General features: G+C 31.1%; 19 protein-coding genes and 1 other RNA gene. 2 read left to right on the top strand and 18 right to left on the bottom strand.

Annotation, left to right across the window (positions count from 1 at the left end):
- Nucleotides 1-7: 7 nt before the first annotated feature.
- The 15 genes from murD to B5E58_RS02185 all read right to left on the bottom strand — a co-directional run bounded on the left by murD (nucleotide 8) and on the right by B5E58_RS02185 (nucleotide 18,785).
- Nucleotides 8-1,363 (bottom strand): UDP-N-acetylmuramoyl-L-alanine--D-glutamate ligase, encoded by a 1,356-nt coding sequence (gene murD / locus B5E58_RS02255; protein ID WP_088108064.1) that lies wholly within the window; start codon nucleotides 1,361-1,363, stop codon nucleotides 8-10.
- A 28-nt stretch (nucleotides 1,364-1,391) separates the two neighbouring features.
- A complete protein-coding gene (gene mraY / locus B5E58_RS02250) occupies nucleotides 1,392-2,369 on the bottom strand; it encodes a phospho-N-acetylmuramoyl-pentapeptide-transferase (protein ID WP_088108063.1) in 978 nt (325 codons plus the stop codon).
- A 1-nt stretch (nucleotide 2,370) separates the two neighbouring features.
- Entirely contained in the window at nucleotides 2,371-3,738 is a 1,368-nt protein-coding gene (locus tag B5E58_RS02245; RefSeq protein ID WP_088108062.1) for a UDP-N-acetylmuramoyl-tripeptide--D-alanyl-D-alanine ligase, read from the bottom strand.
- Nucleotides 3,735-5,189: a UDP-N-acetylmuramoyl-L-alanyl-D-glutamate--2,6-diaminopimelate ligase gene (locus B5E58_RS02240; protein ID WP_088108061.1), complete on the bottom strand. Its 1,455-nt coding sequence runs from the start codon at nucleotides 5,187-5,189 to the stop codon at nucleotides 3,735-3,737. The genes B5E58_RS02245 and B5E58_RS02240 overlap by 4 nt, the downstream gene beginning before the upstream one ends.
- A gap of 142 nt (nucleotides 5,190-5,331) precedes the next feature.
- The gene (locus tag B5E58_RS02235) at nucleotides 5,332-7,275 is read right to left on the bottom strand and encodes a penicillin-binding transpeptidase domain-containing protein (RefSeq protein ID WP_088108060.1); all 1,944 of its coding nucleotides are present in this window, start codon (nucleotides 7,273-7,275) and stop codon (nucleotides 5,332-5,334) included.
- A gap of 71 nt (nucleotides 7,276-7,346) precedes the next feature.
- Entirely contained in the window at nucleotides 7,347-9,608 is a 2,262-nt protein-coding gene (locus B5E58_RS02230) for a penicillin-binding transpeptidase domain-containing protein (protein ID WP_088108059.1), read from the bottom strand.
- 6 nt (nucleotides 9,609-9,614) lie between these two features.
- Nucleotides 9,615-10,205, bottom strand: a complete 591-nt coding sequence (locus B5E58_RS02225) for an FtsB family cell division protein (RefSeq protein ID WP_088108058.1) — start codon at nucleotides 10,203-10,205, stop codon at nucleotides 9,615-9,617.
- Nucleotides 10,206-10,232: 27 nt separating this feature from the next.
- On the bottom strand, nucleotides 10,233-11,165 hold the full coding sequence (gene rsmH, locus B5E58_RS02220; protein ID WP_088108057.1) for a 16S rRNA (cytosine(1402)-N(4))-methyltransferase RsmH: 933 nt from the start codon (nucleotides 11,163-11,165) through the stop codon (nucleotides 10,233-10,235).
- A gap of 716 nt (nucleotides 11,166-11,881) precedes the next feature.
- Nucleotides 11,882-12,106 carry a PspC domain-containing protein gene (locus tag B5E58_RS02215; protein ID WP_088108056.1) on the bottom strand — a complete coding sequence of 75 codons (225 nt, stop codon included), beginning with the start codon at nucleotides 12,104-12,106 and terminating at the stop codon, nucleotides 11,882-11,884.
- A gap of 13 nt (nucleotides 12,107-12,119) precedes the next feature.
- Nucleotides 12,120-12,815 carry a RadC family protein gene (gene radC, locus B5E58_RS02210; RefSeq protein WP_088108055.1) on the bottom strand — a complete coding sequence of 232 codons (696 nt, stop codon included), beginning with the start codon at nucleotides 12,813-12,815 and terminating at the stop codon, nucleotides 12,120-12,122.
- Nucleotides 12,816-12,821: 6 nt separating this feature from the next.
- On the bottom strand, nucleotides 12,822-13,295 hold the full coding sequence (locus tag B5E58_RS02205) for a DUF402 domain-containing protein (RefSeq protein WP_088108054.1): 474 nt from the start codon (nucleotides 13,293-13,295) through the stop codon (nucleotides 12,822-12,824).
- A 178-nt stretch (nucleotides 13,296-13,473) separates the two neighbouring features.
- Nucleotides 13,474-15,831, bottom strand: coding sequence for a SpoIID/LytB domain-containing protein (locus B5E58_RS02200; RefSeq protein WP_158097644.1), 2,358 nt, complete (start codon nucleotides 15,829-15,831; stop codon nucleotides 13,474-13,476).
- A 108-nt stretch (nucleotides 15,832-15,939) separates the two neighbouring features.
- Nucleotides 15,940-16,128, bottom strand: a non-coding RNA gene (gene ssrS, locus B5E58_RS02195) — 6S RNA.
- 61 nt (nucleotides 16,129-16,189) lie between these two features.
- Nucleotides 16,190-16,636 (bottom strand): signal peptidase II, encoded by a 447-nt coding sequence (gene lspA, locus B5E58_RS02190; protein WP_088108052.1) that lies wholly within the window; start codon nucleotides 16,634-16,636, stop codon nucleotides 16,190-16,192.
- A gap of 10 nt (nucleotides 16,637-16,646) precedes the next feature.
- Nucleotides 16,647-18,785 carry a DNA topoisomerase III gene (locus B5E58_RS02185; protein ID WP_088108051.1) on the bottom strand — a complete coding sequence of 713 codons (2,139 nt, stop codon included), beginning with the start codon at nucleotides 18,783-18,785 and terminating at the stop codon, nucleotides 16,647-16,649.
- A gap of 178 nt (nucleotides 18,786-18,963) precedes the next feature.
- Here B5E58_RS02185 and B5E58_RS02180 point away from each other — a divergent pair, with 178 nt between their 5' ends.
- The gene (locus tag B5E58_RS02180; protein ID WP_088108050.1) at nucleotides 18,964-19,836 is read left to right on the top strand and encodes a DegV family protein; all 873 of its coding nucleotides are present in this window, start codon (nucleotides 18,964-18,966) and stop codon (nucleotides 19,834-19,836) included.
- A 29-nt stretch (nucleotides 19,837-19,865) separates the two neighbouring features.
- On the opposite strand, the gene dut is transcribed toward B5E58_RS02180, so the two are convergent.
- Genes dut through nrdD form a run of 3 tightly spaced genes read right to left on the bottom strand, consistent with a single transcriptional unit; the run spans nucleotide 19,866 to nucleotide 22,953 of the window.
- A complete protein-coding gene (dut, locus tag B5E58_RS02175) occupies nucleotides 19,866-20,303 on the bottom strand; it encodes a dUTP diphosphatase (RefSeq protein WP_088108049.1) in 438 nt (145 codons plus the stop codon).
- A gap of 18 nt (nucleotides 20,304-20,321) precedes the next feature.
- A complete protein-coding gene (nrdG, locus tag B5E58_RS02170) occupies nucleotides 20,322-20,816 on the bottom strand; it encodes an anaerobic ribonucleoside-triphosphate reductase activating protein (protein WP_088108048.1) in 495 nt (164 codons plus the stop codon).
- A 1-nt stretch (nucleotide 20,817) separates the two neighbouring features.
- Entirely contained in the window at nucleotides 20,818-22,953 is a 2,136-nt protein-coding gene (gene nrdD / locus B5E58_RS02165) for an anaerobic ribonucleoside-triphosphate reductase (RefSeq protein ID WP_088108047.1), read from the bottom strand.
- Between the two features lie 276 nt (nucleotides 22,954-23,229).
- On the opposite strand from nrdD, the gene B5E58_RS02160 reads away from it, so the two are divergent.
- The gene (locus B5E58_RS02160; RefSeq protein ID WP_088108046.1) at nucleotides 23,230-23,394 is read left to right on the top strand and encodes a DUF1540 domain-containing protein; all 165 of its coding nucleotides are present in this window, start codon (nucleotides 23,230-23,232) and stop codon (nucleotides 23,392-23,394) included.
- The last annotated feature ends 64 nt before the right edge of the window (nucleotides 23,395-23,458 follow it).

The raw sequence follows: 23,458 nt of genomic DNA, 5'->3' as shown, positions 1-23,458 counted from the left end.
TTAAAATTTATTTTTTAAAGCTTTTTACTTTCTCTTTAAACATATCGCCTCTCTGTTCATAGTTGTCAAACATTCCCCAACTTGCACAGGCTGGAGAGAGAAGAACACAATCTCCTTCATTGGCAATATTTTTTGAAAGCTCCATGGCCTCATCAAAAGTCTCACATATTGTGACATGTCTAAACTCGTATTTATAACAAGTTTCTTTTATTTTCTGGGCTGTAACACCAATAAGAACAATATGTTTTACTCTGCCTTCAAAAGTTTCAACCCATTCATCATATTCAGAACCTTTATCATATCCACCACCTATAAGAACAATAGGTTTTTTCATAGCAAGAACGGCTCTTATAGCTGCATCAGGATTTGTTCCCTTAGAGTCGTTATAATAATCTACACCATCAACAGTGTCAACAAACTCTATTCTATGCTCTACACCTTTAAAATTTTTGAGAACTTCTCTTATATTATCCATAGGAACACCAGCAAGGAAACCTATTGCAACAGCAGCCATAACATTTTCATAGTTATGAACACCTAAAATCTGAAGTTCATCAATATTAATTACAGTTTCATTTGTATCTTCCCATTTTAAAATTATATTTCCATTATCAAGATATATTCCTTTTTCAAGAGGTTTTTTACTGCTGAAAAACATAACTTTTGCTTTTGTTTTATCAGCCATTTTAAGACAGGCTTCATCTTCACAGTTTAAAACACAGAAATCATCAGAAGTCTGATTTTCAAATATTCTCTCTTTCATAGCAATATAATTTTCAACAGTTTTATGTCTATCTAAATGGTCAGGTGTTATATTTAAAACAGCACTAACTTTAGGTTTAAATGTTTTAATTTTTTCAAGCTGGAAACTACTTATTTCTGCCACAATTCTACTATCCTCTGTGAGACTAGGCACTTTTTCAGAATATGGAATACCTATATTTCCTACAACCTCTGTTTTTGGATAGTATGATTTTAAAATCTCACCTGTAAGAGTTGTAGTTGTTGTTTTTCCGTTTGTTCCTGTTATAGCCATAACTGGACATGGAGTGAACATAAAACTAAGTTCAATTTCACTTATAACAGGTACACCATTTTTTTCAGCCTCCACAATAAAAGGAAGGCTTGTTGGTATTCCCGGACTTAAAACTATAATATCCATATCATTTGCTATATCATCAGGATTTTTTCCAGCATATATTTTTATACCTTTATTTTCAAGACTAGAAACATCTCCAAGAGCTTCTTTTTTCTTTAAATCCTGTAATGTTACATCAGCACCTTTACTTTTTAAAAATTCTGCTGCTGAAATTCCACTTCTAGCCATACCGCATACAAGTGCTTTTTTACCTTCAAAATTCATAATATTAAAACCCCTTTTCATTTATCCCTTACATAAACATATACTTGCATGCAAGAAGACCTACAAGACAAAGCATTGCTGTTATTATATAAAATACTGTTACAACTTTTGTTTCACTCCAGCCACAAAGCTCAAAGTGATGATGTATAGGAGCCATTTTAAATATTCTTTTACCTGTTTTCTTAAAGTAAGCAACCTGAAGAATTACAGATATAGACTCCATAAGATATATAAAACCTACTATAATTATAAATATAGGCATTTTAAGTATAAGAGCTGTTGATGCAACAAAACCACCAAGGGCAAGAGAACCTGTATCACCCATAAACACTTTAGCAGGATATGCATTAAATATAAGGAAAGCAAGAAGACTTCCTCCCGCAGCTCCTGCAATAGGTAAAATTCCACTTCCGGCAGCCCATGCAACCATCATAAAGAACACTGAAACAATGAGAGTTACACCACTAGCAAGACCGTCAAGACCGTCTGTAAGGTTTACACCATTTACAGTTCCCAAAACAGTTACAACTAAAAATGGTATATATATAATTCCAAGGTCAATAGTTACACCTTTTGTGAAAGGAATAAATATATCAGTTCCTATTCCACTTTTAATTATATAAAAAGCAAATAAACCTGTTATAACAAGCTGACCTATAATTTTCTGTATAGGTGTTAAACCTAAAGAACGTTTTTTTACAACTTTAATATAATCATCAATAAAACCTATAACACCAAAACCCAATGTTACAAGTAAAACGGCTAAACCGTCCATATTACCGTTTATAAAGAAAGCTCCACCCATAACGAAAGCTGCAAGTATTGCTATACCACCCATTGTAGGAGTACCCTGTTTTTTAAGATGACTTTCAGGTCCTTCCTCTCTCTCTGTTTGTCCGAATTTAAGTCGTCTCAATACAGGTATAAGCATAGGACAAAAAACTATACCTAATATAAACGAAATCATAACAGAATAAACTGCAATTTCCAATGTAGTTACTACCATTTTATTTCACCTCTTGAATTTTTTCTGCTGTCTTTTCAAAGTGCATACCTCTTGATGCTTTTACAAGAACTGTTGCACCTTCACTGACAAGTTCTTCAATACCTTTTTCAATAAACTCATCTTGAGTCTCAAAATAAAAAGCATTTCCTCCCAAAGACAAAGCACCTTCATACATTGATTTTGAAATTTCACCTATACATATGATTTTATCAATTTTCTTTTGAGCTGCATAAACACCTGTGTCATAATGCATTTCTTTGGCAAACTGTCCAAGCTCAAACATATCTCCCAAAATACAAATTTTCTCCCCTTCTCCACCAGAAAGAACATCAATTCCAGCTTTCATAGAGACAGGATTAGCATTATAAACATCATTTATAATTGTTGTGCCTTTTTCTGTCTTTATAACAGCCATTCTCATTTTTGTAGGCACAAACTCCTCTATACCTCTTTTTATTTCAGCCACAGTAAGACCAAGTTTATTTCCAACAAGAGCTGCCGCCATAGCATTTAAAACCATATGCTCTCCCGGAACAGGTATATATACACTGAAATTTTCATCTTTCATATGAATGTCACAACTTATGGACTCAACACCATTTTTCACTATATTATCAGCATATATGTCTTTTTTATTTTCAACACCATACCAAAGTGTATTAAATTTAGTTTTACCTTCAAGAGTTTGAAGCATATCATTATCTATATTTAAAACAGCTGTTCTATTATCTTTCATAAAATCAAATATTTCACATTTAGCTTTAAGTATGCCTTCTCTGCTTCCCAAATTTTCTATATGTGAAACTCCAACATTTGTTATTACAGCTATATCAGGCTTTGCAATTTTTGAAAGATTATGTATTTCCCCAAAACTATTCATTCCCATTTCAAGAACAGCAACCTGTGTATCTTCTGTAATTTTAAATACAGTTAATGGCAATCCTATTTCATTGTTAAAATTGCCCTCTGTTTTAAGGACATTATATTTCTGCATTAAAACAGAGGCAATCATATCTTTTGTTGTTGTTTTTCCAACACTTCCTGTTATACCAACAACAGGAATATCAAAAAGTGAAATATAATATTCCGCTAAATCCCTAAGAGCTTTTCTTGTATCAGAAACATATATAACAGCTTTTTCACTTTCTGTATTTTCAGCAGAAAGACAGCATAATGCCCCTTTTTCAAAAGCCTGCTCAATAAACTTATGACCATCAAAATTTTCACCTTTTAAAGGTATAAAAAGGTCACCTTCTGATATTTTTCTTGTGTCAGTTGTTATATTTTCAATAACTACATCATTATATTTTTCATCTGAAATTTTTCCGTTTACAGCCTGTGCAACGGATTTTAATGTAATGGGTTTCATAAAGCGTCTCCTCCAAAAGCCTTTCTTACTTCCTCAACATCATCAAAATGTATTGTCTTATCTGCAAAAATCTGATAGTTTTCGTGTCCCTTTCCTGCAACAACGACAACATCTCCTTCTTTTGCCATTTTAACAGCATAATTTATAGCTTCACGTCTATCAACGATTTTAATATATTCACAGCCTGATTTTTTTGTTCCCGGTTCAACATCATCAAGTATACGGGCTGGGTCTTCTGTACGTGGATTGTCTGATGTTATTACACAATAGTCGGAATAAATTCCGGCAATCTCTCCCATAATAGGACGTTTTGTGCGGTCTCTATCTCCACCACAGCCAAAAACAGTTATTATTCTACCTTTAACAAATTCTTTTGCTGTTTTAAGTATATTTTCAAGACCGTCAGGAGTATGAGCATAGTCAACTATGGCATTAAAACCTCTTTTACTTCTCACAGTCTGGAAACGTCCGCTTACGCCTTTATTTTCTGATAAACCTTCTATTATTGTATTCATATCAATACCCATTAATATACAAGCACCTATTGCACCAAGAGCATTATATATACTGAATTTTCCCGGTGTATTAAGGCTTACAGGGTATTCTTTACCTTCATAATCCAGAGTAAATTTAACACCATCAGCAGAAATATGAATATTTTCAGCCTGAAGGTCAGCTTTTTTATCTATTGCAAAAGTTATAACTCTACCTTTTGATTTTGAAACCATAAAATCTCCTGCTTCATCATCTATATTTATTACAGATGAAAGGCATCTTTCAAAAAGTAAACTTTTAGCTATTTTATAGTTTTCCATTGTTATATGATAATCTAAATGGTCCTGTGTAAGGTTTGTAAAAATACCAATGTTATATCTTATTTCATCAACTCTGTGAAGGTCTAAAGCGTGAGATGAAACTTCCATAACAACATCTTTACAACCTTCATCAGCCATTCTCTTAAAAAGTTCTTGAAGTTCAAGACTTTCAGGTGTTGTTCTCTCAGTAGGTATAACTTCATCACCTATTCTATTTTCAATAGTTCCTATAATACCTGTTTTATGTCCTATTTTATCAAGAACAGATTTTATAAGGAATGTAGTTGTTGTTTTTCCGTTTGTTCCTGTAACTCCAACAACATTCATTCTCTCTGAAGGTCTTCCATAAAATTCTGCTGCAATATGGGCAAGAGCTTTTCTTGTATTTTCAAATTTTATAACTGTAACATTTTCATCCATACCCTCAATTTCTTTTTCACAGAATATAACAGAAGCACCGCTTTTTACAGCATTAAGGGCATATTTATGTCCGTCTGTCTTAAATCCTGTTATACATAAAAATGCATCATTCTCTGAAACTTTTCTTGAGTCATATTCGACTTTTTTAATTTCAGTATCAACGCTACCTTGAAGTAATTTATATTCTATATTGCAAAGTAAGTTTTTAACTTTCATAATCTGCCTCCCAATTACTTTATAACAATTTTCAACTATTAATTATAACACATTAAATAGCATTTAAAAAGGATTTTGGCACAAACATAAGAGTTTATAAATTATACTGTAAATTAAATATGTTAGACAAAAATACTTGCTTTTACTGGGTATATATTATAACCTTTGAGTCAATATTTATTGTCTCTCCTGCTGGTGGAAATTGTTTTGTTACATTTTCCCCTTCTCCTTGTATTTCAAATTCTATATTTGACTCTTTCAATATATTTTTAGCATCAGCTAAAGACAAATTTGATATATCAGGAACAGTATTTTTTACTGTTTCAGGTAATTCTTTTTCTTTTTCACTGTATACAGGTTCAATTCCCATATATGGTAATATATTAAGCAAAAGTTCCTGCATAACAGGACCTGCAACAGTTCCCCCATAATATGTTCCCTGTGGTTCATCTATTAAAACTATTGCCATGACTTGAGGATTTTCAGCCGGTGCAAAAGTGAGAAAAGAGGCTATATATTTTCCACTTCTTCTTGGAAGTTTTTCTGATGTAGCAGTTTTTCCACCTATTCTATATCCTGGTATATAAGCTTTATTTCCTGTACCTTCAGAAACAACACTTTCAAGTATTACTTTCATCTGTTCAGATGTTTTATCTGAAAGTATTTTTTCATTTTCTCCATATTCAAGTTCTTTTATAACATTACCTTCATTGTCTGTTATTTTACAACCTATATGAGGTGTTATAAGATAACCTCCATTTACCATTGATGATACAGCTCTCAAAAGTTGGAGTGGTGTTATCTGAAAAGACTGACCAAAAGACATTGTTGCAAGCTCAACAGGTCCAACATTTTCTAATTTATGCATAATACCCACAGCCTCACCAGACAAGTCTATTCCTGTTTTTTCATTAAAACCGAATTTATCCATATACTCATAAAATTTTTCCGCTCCAAGTCTCTCTCCCAATTCCATAAATACAGGGTTACATGAGTTTTGAACTCCTTGAACAAAAGTTTGAGCTCCATGAGTTCTGGGATATCTCCAACATTTTATCATTCTGTCGCCAGCTATGTGGTAACCATTACAAAAAAATGTACTTTCAGGTGTTACAACTCCCTCTTCCAATGAAGCAGCAGAAGTGACAGTTTTAAATGTACTTCCCGGTTCATATGTATCATTTATGGCAGTATTTCTCCACATTTGATTAAGAGCATCATTTTGTTCTTTTTCACTTAATGTATCCCATATACTTAAAAGTTCAGAGTCATTTATAACAAAAGGATTATTTAAGTCAAAATTAGGATAGTTTGCCATAGCATAAATCTCACCATTTTGAGGATTTAGAACTATTATAATACCTTTCTGAGCTTTTTTTGACTCAACAGCTTTTTTAATAGTCTGTTCTGCATATTGTTGTATAATAATATCAATGCTTGTGACAAGATTATATCCATCAATAGGGGCTATTCTCTCTTGAGTGCTATCAACTTCAAGACCTTTTGAGTCTGTCAAAGTCAATATTTTACCTTCCTCACCCTTTAAATACTCATCATATTTTGCCTCAAGACCTATTATTCCCTGATTATCTTTTCCAACAAATCCTATAACTTGAGAAGCTATATTGCTATAAGGATAAATTCTCTTTACATCTTCATCAACAACAATTCCTTCTATGTCTTTTTTTCTTATTTCCATAGCAATTTCACTATCTACTTTTGTTTTTATTCTTACAAGAGCCACTTTTTGATTTACTTTTTCAAAAACTTCATCATACTCCATTTCCAAAACTTCTGAAAGATAATTTGACACATAATCTTTATCTTTAATCTGTGCCGGAATTACACTTATAGCGTTTACAGTCTCTGTAACAGCAATACCAGTTCCATTTCTGTCAAGTATGCTTCCTCTATCTGGTGATATAAGCCTATCTCTTGTCTGTTGCTCATAGGCCATTTTCTGAAGTTCATCAGCTTTGACAGTCTGTATATATATAACTCTACCAATAAGTACAAGAACAAAAAGCTGTATTGAGAAAAGCACAAAGAGCAACTTTTTCTTCATAAATATACTAGGTTTTTCCATAAAAAAATCCCTGCCTTCAAAAATTCATTTGTATATTTTATTTTGAAGACAGGGTATGTATTCTATTGTGTTTATTGTTTTTTAAGTATAATATTTACTTCCGAACCTGCTTGTGCAAAAACTTCACCTTTAGGATTTTGAGATGTAACGACACTTCCTTCTGTTTCACCTTCAAAAGTTACAGCAAATCCAGCTTGTTGTAAAGCTGCAACAGCCTCATCATAAGTTTTTCCATAAACATTAGGAACTTGAACTGTGTCTCCTTCACCTTCACCCTTTGTAACATAGAGAAGTATTTTAGAACCCTTATCAACATCAACGCCACCATGAGGTGCTTGATTTATTATTGTGTCTCCACTTCCTACTATTTCATAAGTAAGTCCTAAACTATCAAGTATATTTACAATTTCAGAAGCAGATTTTCCTGTGTATTCCTCAATAGCAACTTTTTGTGTTGCTACTGTTGATGTTGAATCTTCACCTATCTCATCAGGATAATCTGGTTCATAGGATTTATAATGTATTATATTTTCCATAAGCTCTTTCATATATGGAGCTGGAGAAGTTACACCATCAATATATTGTTCCGGTTTATGTACAACTACCATAGATATTATTTCAGGATTATCAATAGGATAGTATGATACAAATGAAACTGTATGAATATAATCAGAACGTTTTCCCTGCTGAGCAGTACCTGTTTTACCACCAATAGCATAACCTTCTATTCTTGCTTTTTTACCTGTACCAACTGTGAGAGTTGACTCCATATCTTTTCTTACAATATCTGATGTCTCTTTTGATATAACACGACGTATTATTTCAGGCTGTTTCTCTTCAATAACATTTCCATCAGCATCTAAAATTTGACTTACAATATATGGTCTCATAAGTTTTCCACCATTTATAACAGAACAAAAAGCATTTATAATCTGTATAGGTGTAGTACTAAATGACTGACCAAAAGACATTGTTGCAAGTTCTGACGGACCTATATCTTGCATAGGATACATAATACTTGAAACAGCTGCTTCCCCTGGAAGGTCTATGCCTGTAAGCTCACCAACTCCAAAATCTTTCTGGTACTGATAAAATTTTTCAGCTCCAAGCATCGCAGCCATATCCATCATACCAACATTACAAGACTCAGCAAGAACACCTTCAACATTTATAATTCCATGACCACTAGTAAGATGACAAGGTATATTCCAACCTCCAACACTACGGCTACCTGTACAATTAAATGTTGTATTTGGAGTTATAACTCCTTCTTCAAGGCAGGCAGCTACAACCATAGGCTTAAATATTGAACCTGGCTCAAAGCTACTTGAAACATTAAAGTTATTCCATGTATTATTTAAGTATTCATATTTTTGTTCATCAGTCATTGCTTCCCAAGTTGTTGCAAAATCTGGATTTGTTGAAAGCTCTAATGGCTGGGAAGGATTATTTCCATCAAATGTTTTACCCTGTGCCATAGCATATATCTCTCCACTATTAGGGTTCATAACAATAACAGAAACATTATCAGGATTATGGTCAGCCATAGCTTTTTTCGCTACCTGTTCAGCATACTGTTGTATAGTGTAATCTAAAGTTGTAACAACAGTATTTCCGTCTTGTGGAAGTATTTCATTAGTTACAGCACTTGCAGCACTGTCATAAGTTATAAAAGAACGTCCTGGAACTCCGCTCATTTCTTTATCATATTGAGCTTCAAGTCCCCATTTTGTATCACCACGAATAAAACCTAAAACATTTGAAGCAATTGTGCTCATTACATAATTTCTTTTTGTATCTTTTTCATATACAACAGCTGTTGAAAGTTTTGCACCTTTCTCCTCAAGGGCTAACTTTTCATCTCTTGATATACCTTTTTTAACATACTTAAATCTTACATTGTATTTAGGTTCTCCAGTTGTTTCATCAACGGAAAAAATATCATACAATGTATCTTTATCAACACCTATTACCTCATTAAGAGCAGTTATAACATTTTCTTTTACATTTACAGCTTCTTTGTTTCCATTGGCAACCTGTTCTTTGTAATTATCATCAAGCTCTTTCATCATAACAGGGTCAACAGCAACATTATATACAGTACTGCTTACAGCCATAGGCTGTTTATTTCTATCAACAATAGAACCTCTATTAGGAGGTATTGTTGTATCATTAGACCTTGTTATCTGTTGACTTATAGCTTCCTGCTCATATTCTGCACCTTTAACAGTTTTGAGATAATACACTCTACCTGCAAGACCACAAAAAATAGCAGTAAAACAAATCATAACAAAAAGCAGTTTGCCTTGCATTATTCCCTTTTTCTTTGCCAATATAAATCAATCCTTTTTAAATATACTCAAAGCCTTTGAAAAAAGATTTGATATTGAAAATTTTTCCTCAGTATCTGTATTATTATTATCATCATATTGTATTGTATAACCTTGTTCTGGAACATCTATGTACACAGTCTGATATTGCTGAGGTTTTGACATTCCAAGTCTTTCTATGGCTTCCTTTTCAATAACCTCAAGATTTGTTTGTTCAGCTATTTCTGCGGAAAGTGCGTTATTTTCACTTTGCAGAACCGAAAGTTCTGATTTCAAATTGTTTATTTGCTCTCTTTTTTCAACTACTCTGGCATAAGAACTCATTGTAAGTATACAACAGCCAAAAACAAAAACAACAGCAACAGCAAATTTAAAACTTATTATTCTGTTGCGGATTCTCTCCGCTCTTGCCTCTTTTTCTTTGAGTAGACGCTCCCTCTTTTTTTGCCTATCCTCATTGTTGTCTGGATAATATGGAGGGACAGTTTCATAAGCAACACTTGTTGTGTTATAGCCATTGTTAACATTGTTAGTATAGCGGTTATACCTTCCCAATTCACGATTTCTGTTTTTCTTAGAATTTTTTCCGGCGGAAGCCATACCCCATACTCTCCCCTCAATAAAATTTTATTTTCGTTCGAAAACTCTTAATTTTGCACTTCTTGCTCTATGGTTTGCAGAAAGTTCTTCATCGCTTGGAAGTATTGGTTTTCTTGTAACAACTCTACCTTTTGATTTTTTCCCACAAACACATACAGGAAATTCTCTTGGACATGTACATGGATTTTCTTGTTTTCTGAACTCATTTTTTACAATTCTATCTTCCAAAGAATGGAAAGTTATTATTGCAAGTCTTCCCTCTGGATTTAAAAGGTCTGTCATATCATTTATTGCAGTTTTAAGAACGTCAAGCTCACCGTTTACCTCTATTCTTATTGCTTGGAAAGTTCTTTTTGCTGGGTGTGGCCCGTCCTTTCTTGCTCCCTTAGGAACTGCTTTTTTTATAACATCAACAAGTTCAAAAGTTGTCTCAATAGGCTTTATTTTTCTTTCAGCAACAATAAATTCTGCTATACGTTTAGCCCATCTCTCCTCACCATACTCAAATATAATATCATTAAGCTCTTTCTCACTATATTCATTAACAACTTCATAGGCACTTAAAGAACGGCTTGTATCCATACGCATATCAAGAGGAGCATCTTGCATATATGAGAAACCTCTTTCCGCCTCATCAAGCTGATGAGATGAAACTCCTATATCAAGAAGAAAACCATCCGCTTTTTCTATGCCTAAATCTTCAAAAACTTGTTTAACATTTGAAAAATTGCTGTGTACAAGAGTGACTTTATCTTTAAACTCTTTAAGTCTTTCTGTGGCAGCATTTATGGCGTTCATATCTTGGTCAATACCTATAAGTCTTCCTGTTGTAAGCCTTTTACAAATCTCATAGGAATGACCAGCACCTCCCAAAGTACCATCTACATATATGCCATCTGGTTTTATATTAAGACTCTCTATACACTCATTAAGTAAAACTGAAATATGATGAAACTCCATTGTACCACCCTTTTATATAACTGAATTAAAATTTTAAAAAGCAAGCTAATTGTCAACAAAATTGAAATACAAAAAATTTCAACTCTGTTCACAACTCCAATTGAAATAATATCTTTTTTAAGCTGAGTATATTATTTAAAATTTGGAGGATAACTTTCCCTTCCAGTATTTTCAAAACTCAACGACCCCTGTAAAAAAGAACCTTACAAATCGTCTTGCATTATTTTGACCGAAACAGAATTTTATTTAATCTGTATTTATATTTTGCTACTAAATAAAAAGACACTTCTCAAGACTATTTTTAATAATATAATTCTTGACAAGTTTATATATAATACATGTAATTTTTATTACAAAAAATATATTTAATTCATATTATCATAATTATTGTAACAAATCAAAAACAATAATAATAGTATAAATATTTCAAAAATTAATTATTTTTTAGAGTCAAAATATAACCTATAAAATAATTTTAATATATAAACTATTAAATTACAAGGATATTCATCTATTTTGACAAAAAAATTTTGCCCTAAAATCCAGCAATTTTCTTATTTTATATAAAACTAAAATATAAATTTTATTATATTTTACTTTAAAACAAATATAAAAGACATTTTTAAATATATTTTTGTATTAAAAAATGTATGATATTTTGTACAATATTTTTTAAAAATAAAAAGCGGGTAACATACCCGCTTTTTATTTAATAATCATAATTTTTCTTTATAATCTGCATCATAATATTCTGGTTCTTCTGGTATTATAAGAGCACATATAACATAAAGAATAACACCAGTAATACAACCTGTCATAAATGTTATTACAGCCCACAAAAGTCTTACAATAGTAACATCAGCATTTACATAATTAGCAATACCAGCACATACTCCGCTAAGTTTTTTATCTGTTGTTGACCTATAAATTTTTCTTTCCATAATATTTACCTCCCTATTTTATGCAATTCTTTATAAGACCATTATCTGCAAAACTAAAATATTTATTGTCAGCAACAATAATGTGGTCTAAAACTTCAATATCTATCATATTAAGAGCTTTTGTAATTTTTGCAGTTGATTCTAAGTCTTGAAAACTTGGTTTAAGTTTACCACCAGGGTGGTTATGGGCAAGTATAATTGAGCTAGCTTTATTTCTTAAAGCACACTCAACAACAATTCTAGGATATATAAAAGCCTCATCAACAGAGCCTTCACTCACTAAGTTTGAATTTATAAGTCTTTTTTGAGAATCAAGAGAAATAACATAAAAATTTTCATAATTCTCATAAGCAAGCAATGAAACAGCATATTCACCGGCATCATTTGAAGATGATATTTTAGTTTCTCTTTTATTCCATTTACCAGAGTTAGCTCTTCTTACAACTTCACTTTGAATAGCTAAAAATATAGCTGCATTTTCTGTTATATTAGTTTTTTCAACTATATCTTCAGGTCTACTTGAAAAAAGCATACTCAAACTGCCAAACTCTTTTATTATACGATGAGCAATTTCATTTGTGTCTCTTCTTGGTATACAGTAAAAAAGAAGAAGTTCTAAAAGTTGATGGTCATCAAAGGCTTTTGCACCTTCATTTTTAAAACGTTCTTTAAGTCTTTTTCTGTGACCTTCGTGTAAATTTTCAGTCATTTAATATTATCTCCCAAAAAACTCATCTACAAGTTCAAAGACTTTTCCCGAATATACAATATCAAGAAGTTTTCCAAGTCTTCTCAACGCTTTCTTTGCCATATCACAATCAATTATACCCATATCCAAAGCATCAGCAATTTCCTCTATATCGACAACTTTAATTTTGCTATCAGGATATATTATAACATCAGCAAGAAGGTCTGAAAAAGTATATGTATTTTGTTCTTTATCATAAACAGTGTCTATTATATCACAGTAATAATAAACAAGTTTACCTTCATCATTCATAAATTTACTTATTTTATATCCCTCATCAATAAAATAGCATGATATACACTTTGAAAAATCATGTCTTGGATGAATAACATTCCATTTTGTAACTGCTCTTTTATCATCTATAAATATTATTTCATCATCTTTAAGATATATAATTTCATCAGGAATATATCTTTTTCTATAAATTTTAGGTATATCCATATATCCTACCCCCTTATTATACCATAATCAAATAAATATTATTAAATTATGTCGATTTTTAAGAATTTATTAGGAATATGATAATACAATATGAATTTTACTTCAATGGAAAATTTACAAAATATTTACTAAAAATTAAAGGACTGTAAACAACAGTCCCTTAAAACAAAATTTTTTATTATTCTATTGTATTTACAGATGAGCCTTTAAAATAATGAACAAGTATATCTTCAAAAGAAAATCCCTTTTCTGCCATTCCTTTAACACCGTTTTGACTCATTCCAACACCATGACCATTTCCTCCACCTTTAAATGTTATACTGCTTATAAATCCATTACTATCTTTTTCACAGTCAAATGTAAAAAATCCACTAGGCATAATTGATAAATTTTTAAATTCCATTCCATTTTTACATTTTAATATAACATCAGTTCCATTAACAAAACTTTTAGGAGGAATAATTTTTCTTATATTATACTCACCATTTACTCTTATAGCACCACTTTCACCTATTATAACAATAGTCATTACATTTCCGCCCTGACCTCTTTTTGTTATTTCAATATTTTTAATTCTTCCTATATTTGAAACTTTTCCCTTTTCAAAATCTTTACCATTAGATGAATATTCCATCATAGCAGGACTATTCTTAAACAAATTTTCAGAGCTTTTTTTAACAGCTTGAGAAAGTTCTGTACCTGTCATATTTACATACCATCTATACCATGGAGAACTGCTGTCATAGGTTTCTGTATCACTCTTAAGAAATTTTCTAAAATCATCTTCATTCTCAAGACTTGAAATTTCACTATTTTCAAATTGAGGAGTACTTACAAGATAAGGCTGTGTATTACTTGGAAATTCCTTTGTAACAGAATCTGCCCAAGTCTCACCGGAATTTGCTGTAAATCCAAAGGAAGTTGAAAAATAATTGGCACTTATAACAGTGTTTTCATAAGTTAAAAACATATTTTTTGTCTCATCAACAGCTTCATTAGACTCCTCATATTCTCCCATATTATTATAAACTTGTGAATTTACTGTATCATCAATATTTGCACCATACTCAGAAAATCTATTTAAAAAGAACTGATTATATCCATAACTTCTAGCTGTAACAGCTTGAACCATAAGTGGAACTTTTCCAAAAGATACAGGCATTTCACAGGGCACAACACCATAAAGATATTCTTCAAAAGGCAATTCATTGACTATAACAAAACCACTATCCCTTTTTTCAATTTCAATAGTTCCTCTATATTTAGGTAAAGCTTTCGCCTTTGTAAGAGTTTCTATTGAGGTTGTACCACCATTTAAAGGTTTTATGTATATACGGCAATTATTCGAAAAATATTCTCCACAATTATTAATATCAATAATAAGTCTCTCGTCAGGCAAAAACTCTTTCTCATTATTACCATATAAAAGTTTAAATCCCTCTTTAGAACGCAAAACTATTTCATTTTGTATATATCCATCTTTATTATTATCAGAAAGTACAACTCTCATATTTTCAGGTTTTTTAGCTTTTTCAAACCATACAGAACAAACTTTACCCTCTTTCATATATATTTCACACAAATTTTCAGCACACAGAAGTTCTGATTTATCACTTAAAACTCCATCTTTTCTGTAAACTGTAAAGTTTTCATCATAATTAATTCTTCCGTCTTTTTCAGTTTCAATGTAATCATCAGAAACCAGCTTTATTTTATCATCACTATATTTTTCTATTGGTATAATTTCTATATCATTATTTTTTATAACAATATCACCACATATATTTTCATTTATAGAGTAATCAAAAATCTTTTTCCTTGAAAAAATATTTACAGAAACAGTATTTTCACTTTCTTTTTTAACAAATATATTTTTAAATTCTATCTGATTTTGTAAAACCTCTGTAAAGCCTAATATATTATTTCCTCTAACAATAGCTTTAACAGTATTTCCTACAAATAAATTGCCTGAGCCATTATAAAAATTAAACTGTCCCTTATCTGTATAATATATATCTTTATTATCGGAAACATCAAAAATTTTAAGTTCTTCCTCTTTACAACCCATATTTTCAGCCACATCAATAATAAGACTATTCCATAAAGCATAAGAAATGGCTTTGTTTTTTATATCATCAGACATTTTTATTTTTGTCTTATTTTCAGAATTTATCAAATCTATCAAAGATTGGGCTTGTATAATAGTTAAAGGTTCATCAGGCTTAAATTTTTCACCTTCACCAACCATAATTCCTTTACAAAAAACATAATTAACAAAATTATACTCATAACTTTCAATATCAACATCAGAAAATTGAGCCTTTTTTTCCATATTATTTATATTTTCAATATCATCAAATATAAAAGATATTGCCACAGCTGCATCTATACGAGTTACAGGCAAATCCTCCCCAACTTTTCCAACTTCATTATAATATATAACTTGATTTTTAGTGATATTTTTATCACTCATACCACAAGAAACCAAAACAAAAGAAAATATAATAACGAAAAAAATAATAATATATTTTTTCATAACTCCTTGTCCTCCTCTCATAAAAAATAATATGCAGATTTGGACAAAAAAAGAACTCTCTCTTAAAAAAGAGAGAGTCCAAAATTCAGAAGCTTTAAGAAAAATTTAAAAATCCCCGAAATGCCGTTCCTGCCTTCTGACACCTAGCCGTAGCCAGGTGGGTATCCGCAACTAAAACTCTGCCTTCCTCAGCCCAAAGGGAATTAGTAAGAGGCCTGACATATTCTTCGTTTATAGGATTCCCGTTTAAGTAATGTAGGTTCAAAAACAACAGGTTGTCGCACACTTCAGGAACCTTTATATTTATTATAATAGCTAAATAATAATTTAGCAAGACTTAAAATTTGTATATTTCGACTTATTTTTTAGAAAAAATACTTGACAACATAGAAATTCCACTTCCAATAAATATAAAAACATCAGCAATATTAAATATAGGGGCATTTTTAGTTTTTATATAAATGAAATCTGTAACCTCTCTTTTAGTTCCTCTTTCAATAATATTTCCTATGGCACCGCCTATAATCATAGCCATTCCAGTTTTTAAAAATGTTTGACCTTCTTTTTTTAAAAGTTTTATGAAATATACTGTAATTGTGGAAAGAAGCATTCCAGAAGATATAAAAACAAAGTCAGGATACTTCTCAAATTTACTATATGCAGTACCTTTATTTTTTATGTGCCATATATAAAGTTTATCTTTTAAAATTTCTATTTTAGTATTAACAGAAACTTTATTTTTTATAACATACTTTGAAAATAAATCTAATATTGAAATTGACACAATAAAAATTATATATCTCATAAAAAACCTCCTAACTTTTAACTGTAAAATTTTTAATTTCAATAAAAACACTATTATCCTTTACAGTAAGTATAACATCACCCAATCCTTTTTCACCAGTTTGAGGAAGTGACATTTTAATATTTTTTATTTCTTTTTCTTTTAAAAGTTTTTTCACATTTGTTTTATTTATATTTACACCATAAACTTCAAGACTATTTTTCCAAATTGTAAATTTACAGCCTTCTTTCCAGCCTTCACAATAAAATGACTTTGTGTTTTCAAAAATTCTTTTTCCACAAATAGGACATTTTCCTATACCGGAAACAGATTTTTTAGTTTTAGTTTTGTTTTGTTCTTTTTCAAACTGAACAGAGGTATCAGAATTTTTAGCATTGTCAACTAAAAATCTAACATATCTCTCAATACTTCCCATAAATCTTTCAGAAGTCATTTTTCCCTTTGCAATAGATGAAAGACCTTTCTCCCATTTTCCTGTTGTCTCAGGAGATTTAAGCTCATCAGGCACAATTTCAATCAATTTTTCAGCTTTTTCAGTTGGCACAAGATTTTTTCCAGAACGTCTAACATATCCAACAGAAATAAGTCTTTCAATTATAGCAGCTCTTGTTGCCGGAGTTCCTATACCCGACTCTTTCAAGCTTTCTTTCAACTCCTCATCTTCAACAAACTTTCCTGCATTCTCCATGGCAGATAATATTGTAGCTTCTGTATACTGTTTAGGCGGCATAGTTTTTTTAGATAAAACTTTACATTTTTTAATATTCAAATTATCACCAATATTTACTTTAGGCAATATAACTTCATTACTATCTTTTTTATTATTAAAACCCTCATATAAAACAGTCCAACCTTTATGGACAATCTCAGTTCCCTTTGATATAAAACGTTCATTATCAACTTTAACAAAAATCTTTACCGAATTATATATATAAGGGGTATAAAATACAGATAAAAACCTTAATACAACTATATTAAAAACTTTCTCCTCATCACTTGAAAGTTTTTCAATATTTAACTTTCCCTTTGTAGGTATTATTGCATGGTGGTCTGAAACTTTTGAATTGTCAAAAACTCTTTTTGTGAGAGAATTTTTAATATTATTTAATGAGTACTCAACAAACTCTGAATATTTTCCTGTATCCCCTATTTTTTTAAGTATTTCACCCATTTCCTTTTTCATATCATCACTTAAATATCGACTGTCAGTTCTTGGGTATGTTATCACTTTATGTTTTTCATATAATGCTTGAGCAATATCAAGAGTTTTTTTAGCTGAAAAACCATATTTCTTATTACATTCTCTTTGTAATTCTGTAAGGTCAAAAAGTAAAGGGTGATTTTGTTTTTTCTCCTCTATAATATTATCATAGACAACTGCATTTTTACCCTTAACTCTTTCAACAATGTTTTTTGCAATATTTATATCTTTAATTTTAGTCTCTTTATCGTCAGGATATTTAAACCATGTACCCTTAAAATCGCCATAATCACTTTCAACTTCAAAATAATCTTCAGGAACAAAATTATCTATTTCTTTTTGTCTTGAAACAATCATGGCAAGGGTAGGCGTTTGAACTCTGCCTATACTTAAAAGTGCTCTATGTCTAACAGTAAAAGCTCTTGTGGCATTTATTCCAACAAGCCAATCAGCCTCAGAGCGACATTTTGCAGAATGGAAAAGATTATCATAATCACTGCCATTTTTAAGATTTTTAAATCCTTCATTTATAGCAGTATCAGTCATACTTGAAATCCAAAGTCTTTTAAAAGGCTTTTTACATTTTACTATATCATATATATATCTAAATATAAGTTCCCCCTCACGGCCACTATCTGTGGCACATATTATACTTTCAGTATCTTTACTATTCATAAGTTTACTTAAAACTTTAAGTTGACTTTTTGTTTTAGGTAAAGCCTTCAATTTTATATTTTCAGGTAAAACCGGCAAAGTATCCATAGACCATTTTTTCAAAGACACATCATAATCTTCCGGCTCAAAAAGTGTCACTAAATGACCAATAGCCCATGAAACAATATATTTTTCATTATATAAAAAACCTTCTCCTCTATCTTTACATTTCAAAACTCTAGCTATATCAGAAGCCACAGAAGGTTTTTCAGCTATAACAAGTATTTTCCCCATAACTAAAATTCACCTCTTTATATTAACTTAATAAAGATTATACAGCAGTATTTTAAACACAGTCAACGAATGTAAATTTTTATGTTTATTGAATATTTTGTCAATAAATAATATAATGTTGACATATTTAGTGTTTATATATAAAATTAACATGAATTTTGTTTAAAGGTGGGATATTATGGGATTTAAAATAGTATGTGACACATCAGCAGACCTTACACCTGATGAAATAAAAGAATTAAATATTGATACAGTTTCATTTTATATATCTTTTGATGGCGTAAATTATGAAAAAGAACTTTCAGAAATTACTATTGATGATTTCTATAAAAAACTTATAGATGAAAAGCTTTTTGGAAAAACATCAATGCCAACTATACAGGATTATTCAGAAGTTTTTGAGAAACATTTAAAAAATGGCGATGACATAATATGTATATGTTTATCATCAAAATTTAGCGGTTCTTATGCAAGTGCTGTAAATGCCAAAAAAATTCTTGAAGAAGAATATCCTGAAAGAAAAATAACAGTAATAGACTCAACACAAGTAACTGTTGCCGAAGGACTAATAGTAAAATATGCTGTTGATATGCAAAGAAAAGGATTTTCCTATGAAAAGACAATAGAAACAATAAACAAAGTCAAAGAAACTGCAAGAATTTATTTTACAGTTGACTCCCTTGAACATCTCAAACAAGGTGGAAGAATAGGAAAAGCCAGTGCTTTTGCAGGTGCACTTTTAAATATAAAACCTGTAATAGTAATGAAAAATGGAGAGCTTATACCTGAAAAGAAAGTAAGAGGTCATAAAAAGGCTTTACAAACTCTTGTTGATTATGTAAAAGAAGACCTTATGAAAGAAAAAGACCAATATGAAATACAGCTTATAAATGTTATAAAAGACGACTCTATAAAATTTGTAACAGAAGAACTTACATTTTTAGGCTTTAAAATTACAGAACCATCTGTTATTTTAGGCTCAACAATAGCAACTCACGCCGGACCTACTGTTGTAGGAATATGTTATATAAAAAAATATGAATACTTATAAAAAATAAAAGGATGTCAAAAGACATCCTTTTATTTTCTACCAGTAGAACCAAAACCGCCAGCACCTCTTACAGTGTCGGAAAGCTCTGAAACTTCATTAAATTCAACAGAAAGGAACGGAGTGACAACAAGCTGTGCAACTCTCTCACCTTTTTCAATTACAGCATCAACATTGCTATGGTTATGTATAAAAACAAGTATTTCTCCTCTATAATCAGCATCAACAACACCAACTTTATTTGCCGGTGCAAGACCTTTTTTAGAAGCAAGTCCACTTCTTGCATAAACAAGACCAGCATATCCTTCTGGTATCTCAACAGCTATACCAGTAGGTATTTTACAAGTTTCTCCAGCTTTTATTTTAACATCTTCATCTATACAAGCATAAAGGTCATAACCTGCTGCAAATTCACTTCCTCTTATAGGAATTATAGCATTTTCATTTACTTTTTTTAAATTAATAATCATTTTAAAATCTCCATATTTTTATTTATTATCATAAAGAACAACTTCTGATGTATCAAGGCTCTTTTTAACATCAATAACTCTTTGATTTGTACTTCCAGCCCAATGATATTTAACATTTTTAAGTTCTAAAATAAACTTTCCATCAACAAGAACATCTATATACTGCATGAAAGGAAGTCTTCTGACTTCCTCCCATAAAAACCCTGTATAGAGCCATATAGTTTTATTTGGATATTTAGATTTTATCTCCTCAACAAAATTACCTATATCCCATATATTACAAGGGTGGAGAGGGTCTCCACCTGAAAGAGTTATTCCATTTATATAATCTTTATCAAGTTGTTCAAAAATTTCAGCTTTTGCATTTTCATCAAAATCAACACCACTATCAATATCCCATGTTATAGGATTATGACAATCTTTGCAATGATGAGTACAGCCCGAAACCCAAAGGACAACTCTCAAACCCTCCCCGTTAAGCATATCGTCCTTTGTTATATTATGAAACTTCATGTCACATTGATTTCCTTTCTGCAATTTCTGCCATTTTGGCTTTATTAAGACGAGTATCACCTTTAACTCTTGAATATGAAAGATAACCATTCATTCTATCAATTTTTGTAAGGTTCTTGCTTCCACATTTAGGGCATACATCCATTTCAAGTTCCTGATGACCACAGTCGTCACAGTATGCAAGAGAAAGGTTTACACCTTCATAAAATCCCATTTTCATGGCACGTCTTATAAGAATTTTAACAGCCTCTTTATTATAATCAATAGGATATTTTACATACTGAATTTTTCCACCATTCATAAGGTCCCAAAATCTTTTTTCTAAATCCTGTTTCTGTATAGGAGTTATATCCTCTGTTACATGACAATGGAATGAGTTTGAAACGTATGGTCTATCTGAAACATTTTCTATAATACCGAATTTTTTTCTAAACTGTTCTACCTGAAGTCCACAGAGACTTTCGGCAGGAGTTCCATAAAGAGCATAAAGTTTTCCGTCCTCAGCCTTAAACTGTGCAACTTTTTTATTTATATATTCCATAACCTCAATGGCAAAATTTCCATCCTCAACAAGAGATTTTTTATTGTGAAGCTCCTGAAGTTCATTAAGGGCAGTGATACCAAATGATGCAGTAGCAGCCTTTAAGAGAGGTTTTATTTTGTCATGCTGATTTAGATGACCACCATAGAAACCACCTTCACAGTATGCCATAGGATTTGTAGAAGCTCTCATCTCTCCAAGATAATCATAAGTTTTAAGATGAATTTTTCTTATCATTTCAAGATAGTAATCAAGAACCTCATAAAAATCTTTACTTTCAGCCTCAGCCTTAGCATAAATCATAGGAAGATGAAGGGAAACAGCACCTATATTAAATCTTCCAACAAAAACAGGTTTATCATTTTCATCAGCAGGGTTTATTCCGCCTCTTTCGTACCATGGAGAAAGGAAAGCACGGCAACCCATAGGGCTTATAACCTCACCATATTTTTTATACATTTCAGCAACATACCCTTCACCAGTAAGACTTAACCAATCAGGATACATTGTTTTTCTTGAACATTCAACACCTTCATTGAATACATCTTCAAGTTCTCCACCTTCTCCGTGAAGATTTTCATCATATAAAAATACGATTTTAGGGAAAAGAACAGGTTTTTTATTATCTTTTTTGCCCTGTCCATGTCTATGAACCTCAAGCATTGTTATAGCTGCCATTTTAGCAAACTTACTTCTTCCAAGACCTATTGTCATTGTAACGAAAGGATAATCCCCTCTTGATGAACCAACAGAATTAAGTTTATACTCAAGTCCCTGAAAACCTTGTTCAAAATCTCTTTTAAGTTTCTTTAAAGCAGTTTCCTCAGCAAACTTTTCATCATCAACACCATAATATTTCTGTTTTTCTATTTCTTCATTATAATATTTTTTATAACTTAATTCTGCATATGGAGCTAATATATTATCAATCTGTGGCACTGTAAAACCGCCATACTGCTGAGCTGCTGTTGAAAGTATAACATCTCCTATAACGTCAAAAGCAACATCAAGAGTTTTAGGCTCATTATACCAAAGATTTCCCATTTCAAAACCGCCCTTTAAAACATTACCCATGTCAAAAAGACAGCAGTTCATAGTATCACGTCTTGCAGACATATCATGAATATATATATATCCGTCACGACAAGCCTGTAATTCCTCAACATTTAAAGAAAACTTCTGATAAAGTTCTTTATTAAGCTGATTAAATATAAGACTTCTCTTTGTAGCAACAAGGGCACTGTCTGTATTTGCATTGTCCTTATCACCAATATACATTATTGACTGTGCTTTTTTATATACACCGTCAAGCATATGAACAAAATCCTGTTTATAGTTTCTATAATCTCTATAACTCTTTGCAACGGCAGGATTAACTTTTTCAAGAGCACTTTCCACAAGGTTGTGCATAGTCTGTATAGGAACAAGAGTAAGTTTTTCCTCCTTTATATGCTCCTCTACATATCCGCAAATATCTTTTAAATTTTCCGCTGTAAGTTTTATCATAACACGCTCAGCCGATTTATTAACAGCATTAGCAATCTTCTGAGAGTTGAACGCTTCAAGAGTATTATCTTTTTTAATAACTCTTATCATATTTTCCTGCCTCCTTTTTTCTTTTTTAACACAACATATTGTTGTCTGCATAATACTATACCACATATATTGCTATGGTGGTAGGGCAAAATATATTTTTAGCATAATAACCAAAGGTATATGGATTAAAATTTTTAAAAAAGTTAAACTTATTTATTGACTTTAAAAATTGTTGTAAAGTGAAATTAAAATTTATTTTATAATTCATAAATATTTTTTTAAAAAAGGACAATAATATAAATGCAATAAAAAATAAAATCCAAGGAGGAATTTAAAATGGATAAAGCAAACAAAGCCATTAAATGTTCAGTAAGCCAGTGTGCATATCATTGTGGAGATAAAGGATACTGTACTCTTGACACAATTCAGGTAGGTACACACGAAGTAAACCCAACACAGAAAGAATGTACAGACTGTGAATCTTTCGCAACAAAAATCTGATTTTAGAGTATTAATCTATATTTAACAAAAAGCAGTATATCAAAAAAATAAATTTGATATACTG

The sequence above is a fragment of the Tyzzerella sp. An114 genome, assembly GCF_002161055.1.
In the GTDB taxonomy this organism is placed as follows: domain Bacteria; phylum Bacillota; class Clostridia; order Lachnospirales; family Anaerotignaceae; genus Fimicola; species Fimicola cottocaccae.
Note: the sequence above shows the minus strand (reverse complement) of the source record. Positions and strands in the feature narration are given on the sequence as shown.

Excerpts from the sequence above, each read along its gene's own strand:
- murD (WP_088108064.1), bottom strand. The coding sequence starts at position 1,363 with ATGAATTTTGAAGGTAAAAAAGCACTTGTATGCGGTATGGCTAGAAGT.
- mraY (WP_088108063.1), bottom strand. The coding sequence starts at position 2,369 with ATGGTAGTAACTACATTGGAAATTGCAGTTTATTCTGTTATGATTTCG.
- B5E58_RS02245 (WP_088108062.1), bottom strand. The coding sequence starts at position 3,738 with ATGAAACCCATTACATTAAAATCCGTTGCACAGGCTGTAAACGGAAAA.
- B5E58_RS02240 (WP_088108061.1), bottom strand. The coding sequence starts at position 5,189 with ATGAAAGTTAAAAACTTACTTTGCAATATAGAATATAAATTACTTCAA.
- B5E58_RS02235 (WP_088108060.1), bottom strand. The coding sequence starts at position 7,275 with ATGGAAAAACCTAGTATATTTATGAAGAAAAAGTTGCTCTTTGTGCTT.
- B5E58_RS02225 (WP_088108058.1), bottom strand. The coding sequence starts at position 10,205 with ATGGCTTCCGCCGGAAAAAATTCTAAGAAAAACAGAAATCGTGAATTG.
- rsmH (WP_088108057.1), bottom strand. The coding sequence starts at position 11,165 with ATGGAGTTTCATCATATTTCAGTTTTACTTAATGAGTGTATAGAGAGT.
- B5E58_RS02215 (WP_088108056.1), bottom strand. The coding sequence starts at position 12,106 with ATGGAAAGAAAAATTTATAGGTCAACAACAGATAAAAAACTTAGCGGA.
- radC (WP_088108055.1), bottom strand. The coding sequence starts at position 12,815 with ATGACTGAAAATTTACACGAAGGTCACAGAAAAAGACTTAAAGAACGT.
- B5E58_RS02205 (WP_088108054.1), bottom strand. The coding sequence starts at position 13,295 with ATGGATATACCTAAAATTTATAGAAAAAGATATATTCCTGATGAAATT.
- B5E58_RS02200 (WP_158097644.1), bottom strand. The coding sequence starts at position 15,831 with ATGAAAAAATATATTATTATTTTTTTCGTTATTATATTTTCTTTTGTT.
- lspA (WP_088108052.1), bottom strand. The coding sequence starts at position 16,636 with ATGAGATATATAATTTTTATTGTGTCAATTTCAATATTAGATTTATTT.
- B5E58_RS02185 (WP_088108051.1), bottom strand. The coding sequence starts at position 18,785 with ATGGGGAAAATACTTGTTATAGCTGAAAAACCTTCTGTGGCTTCTGAT.
- B5E58_RS02180 (WP_088108050.1), top strand. The coding sequence starts at position 18,964 with ATGGGATTTAAAATAGTATGTGACACATCAGCAGACCTTACACCTGAT.
- dut (WP_088108049.1), bottom strand. The coding sequence starts at position 20,303 with ATGATTATTAATTTAAAAAAAGTAAATGAAAATGCTATAATTCCTATA.
- nrdG (WP_088108048.1), bottom strand. The coding sequence starts at position 20,816 with ATGAAGTTTCATAATATAACAAAGGACGATATGCTTAACGGGGAGGGT.
- nrdD (WP_088108047.1), bottom strand. The coding sequence starts at position 22,953 with ATGATAAGAGTTATTAAAAAAGATAATACTCTTGAAGCGTTCAACTCT.
- B5E58_RS02160 (WP_088108046.1), top strand. The coding sequence starts at position 23,230 with ATGGATAAAGCAAACAAAGCCATTAAATGTTCAGTAAGCCAGTGTGCA.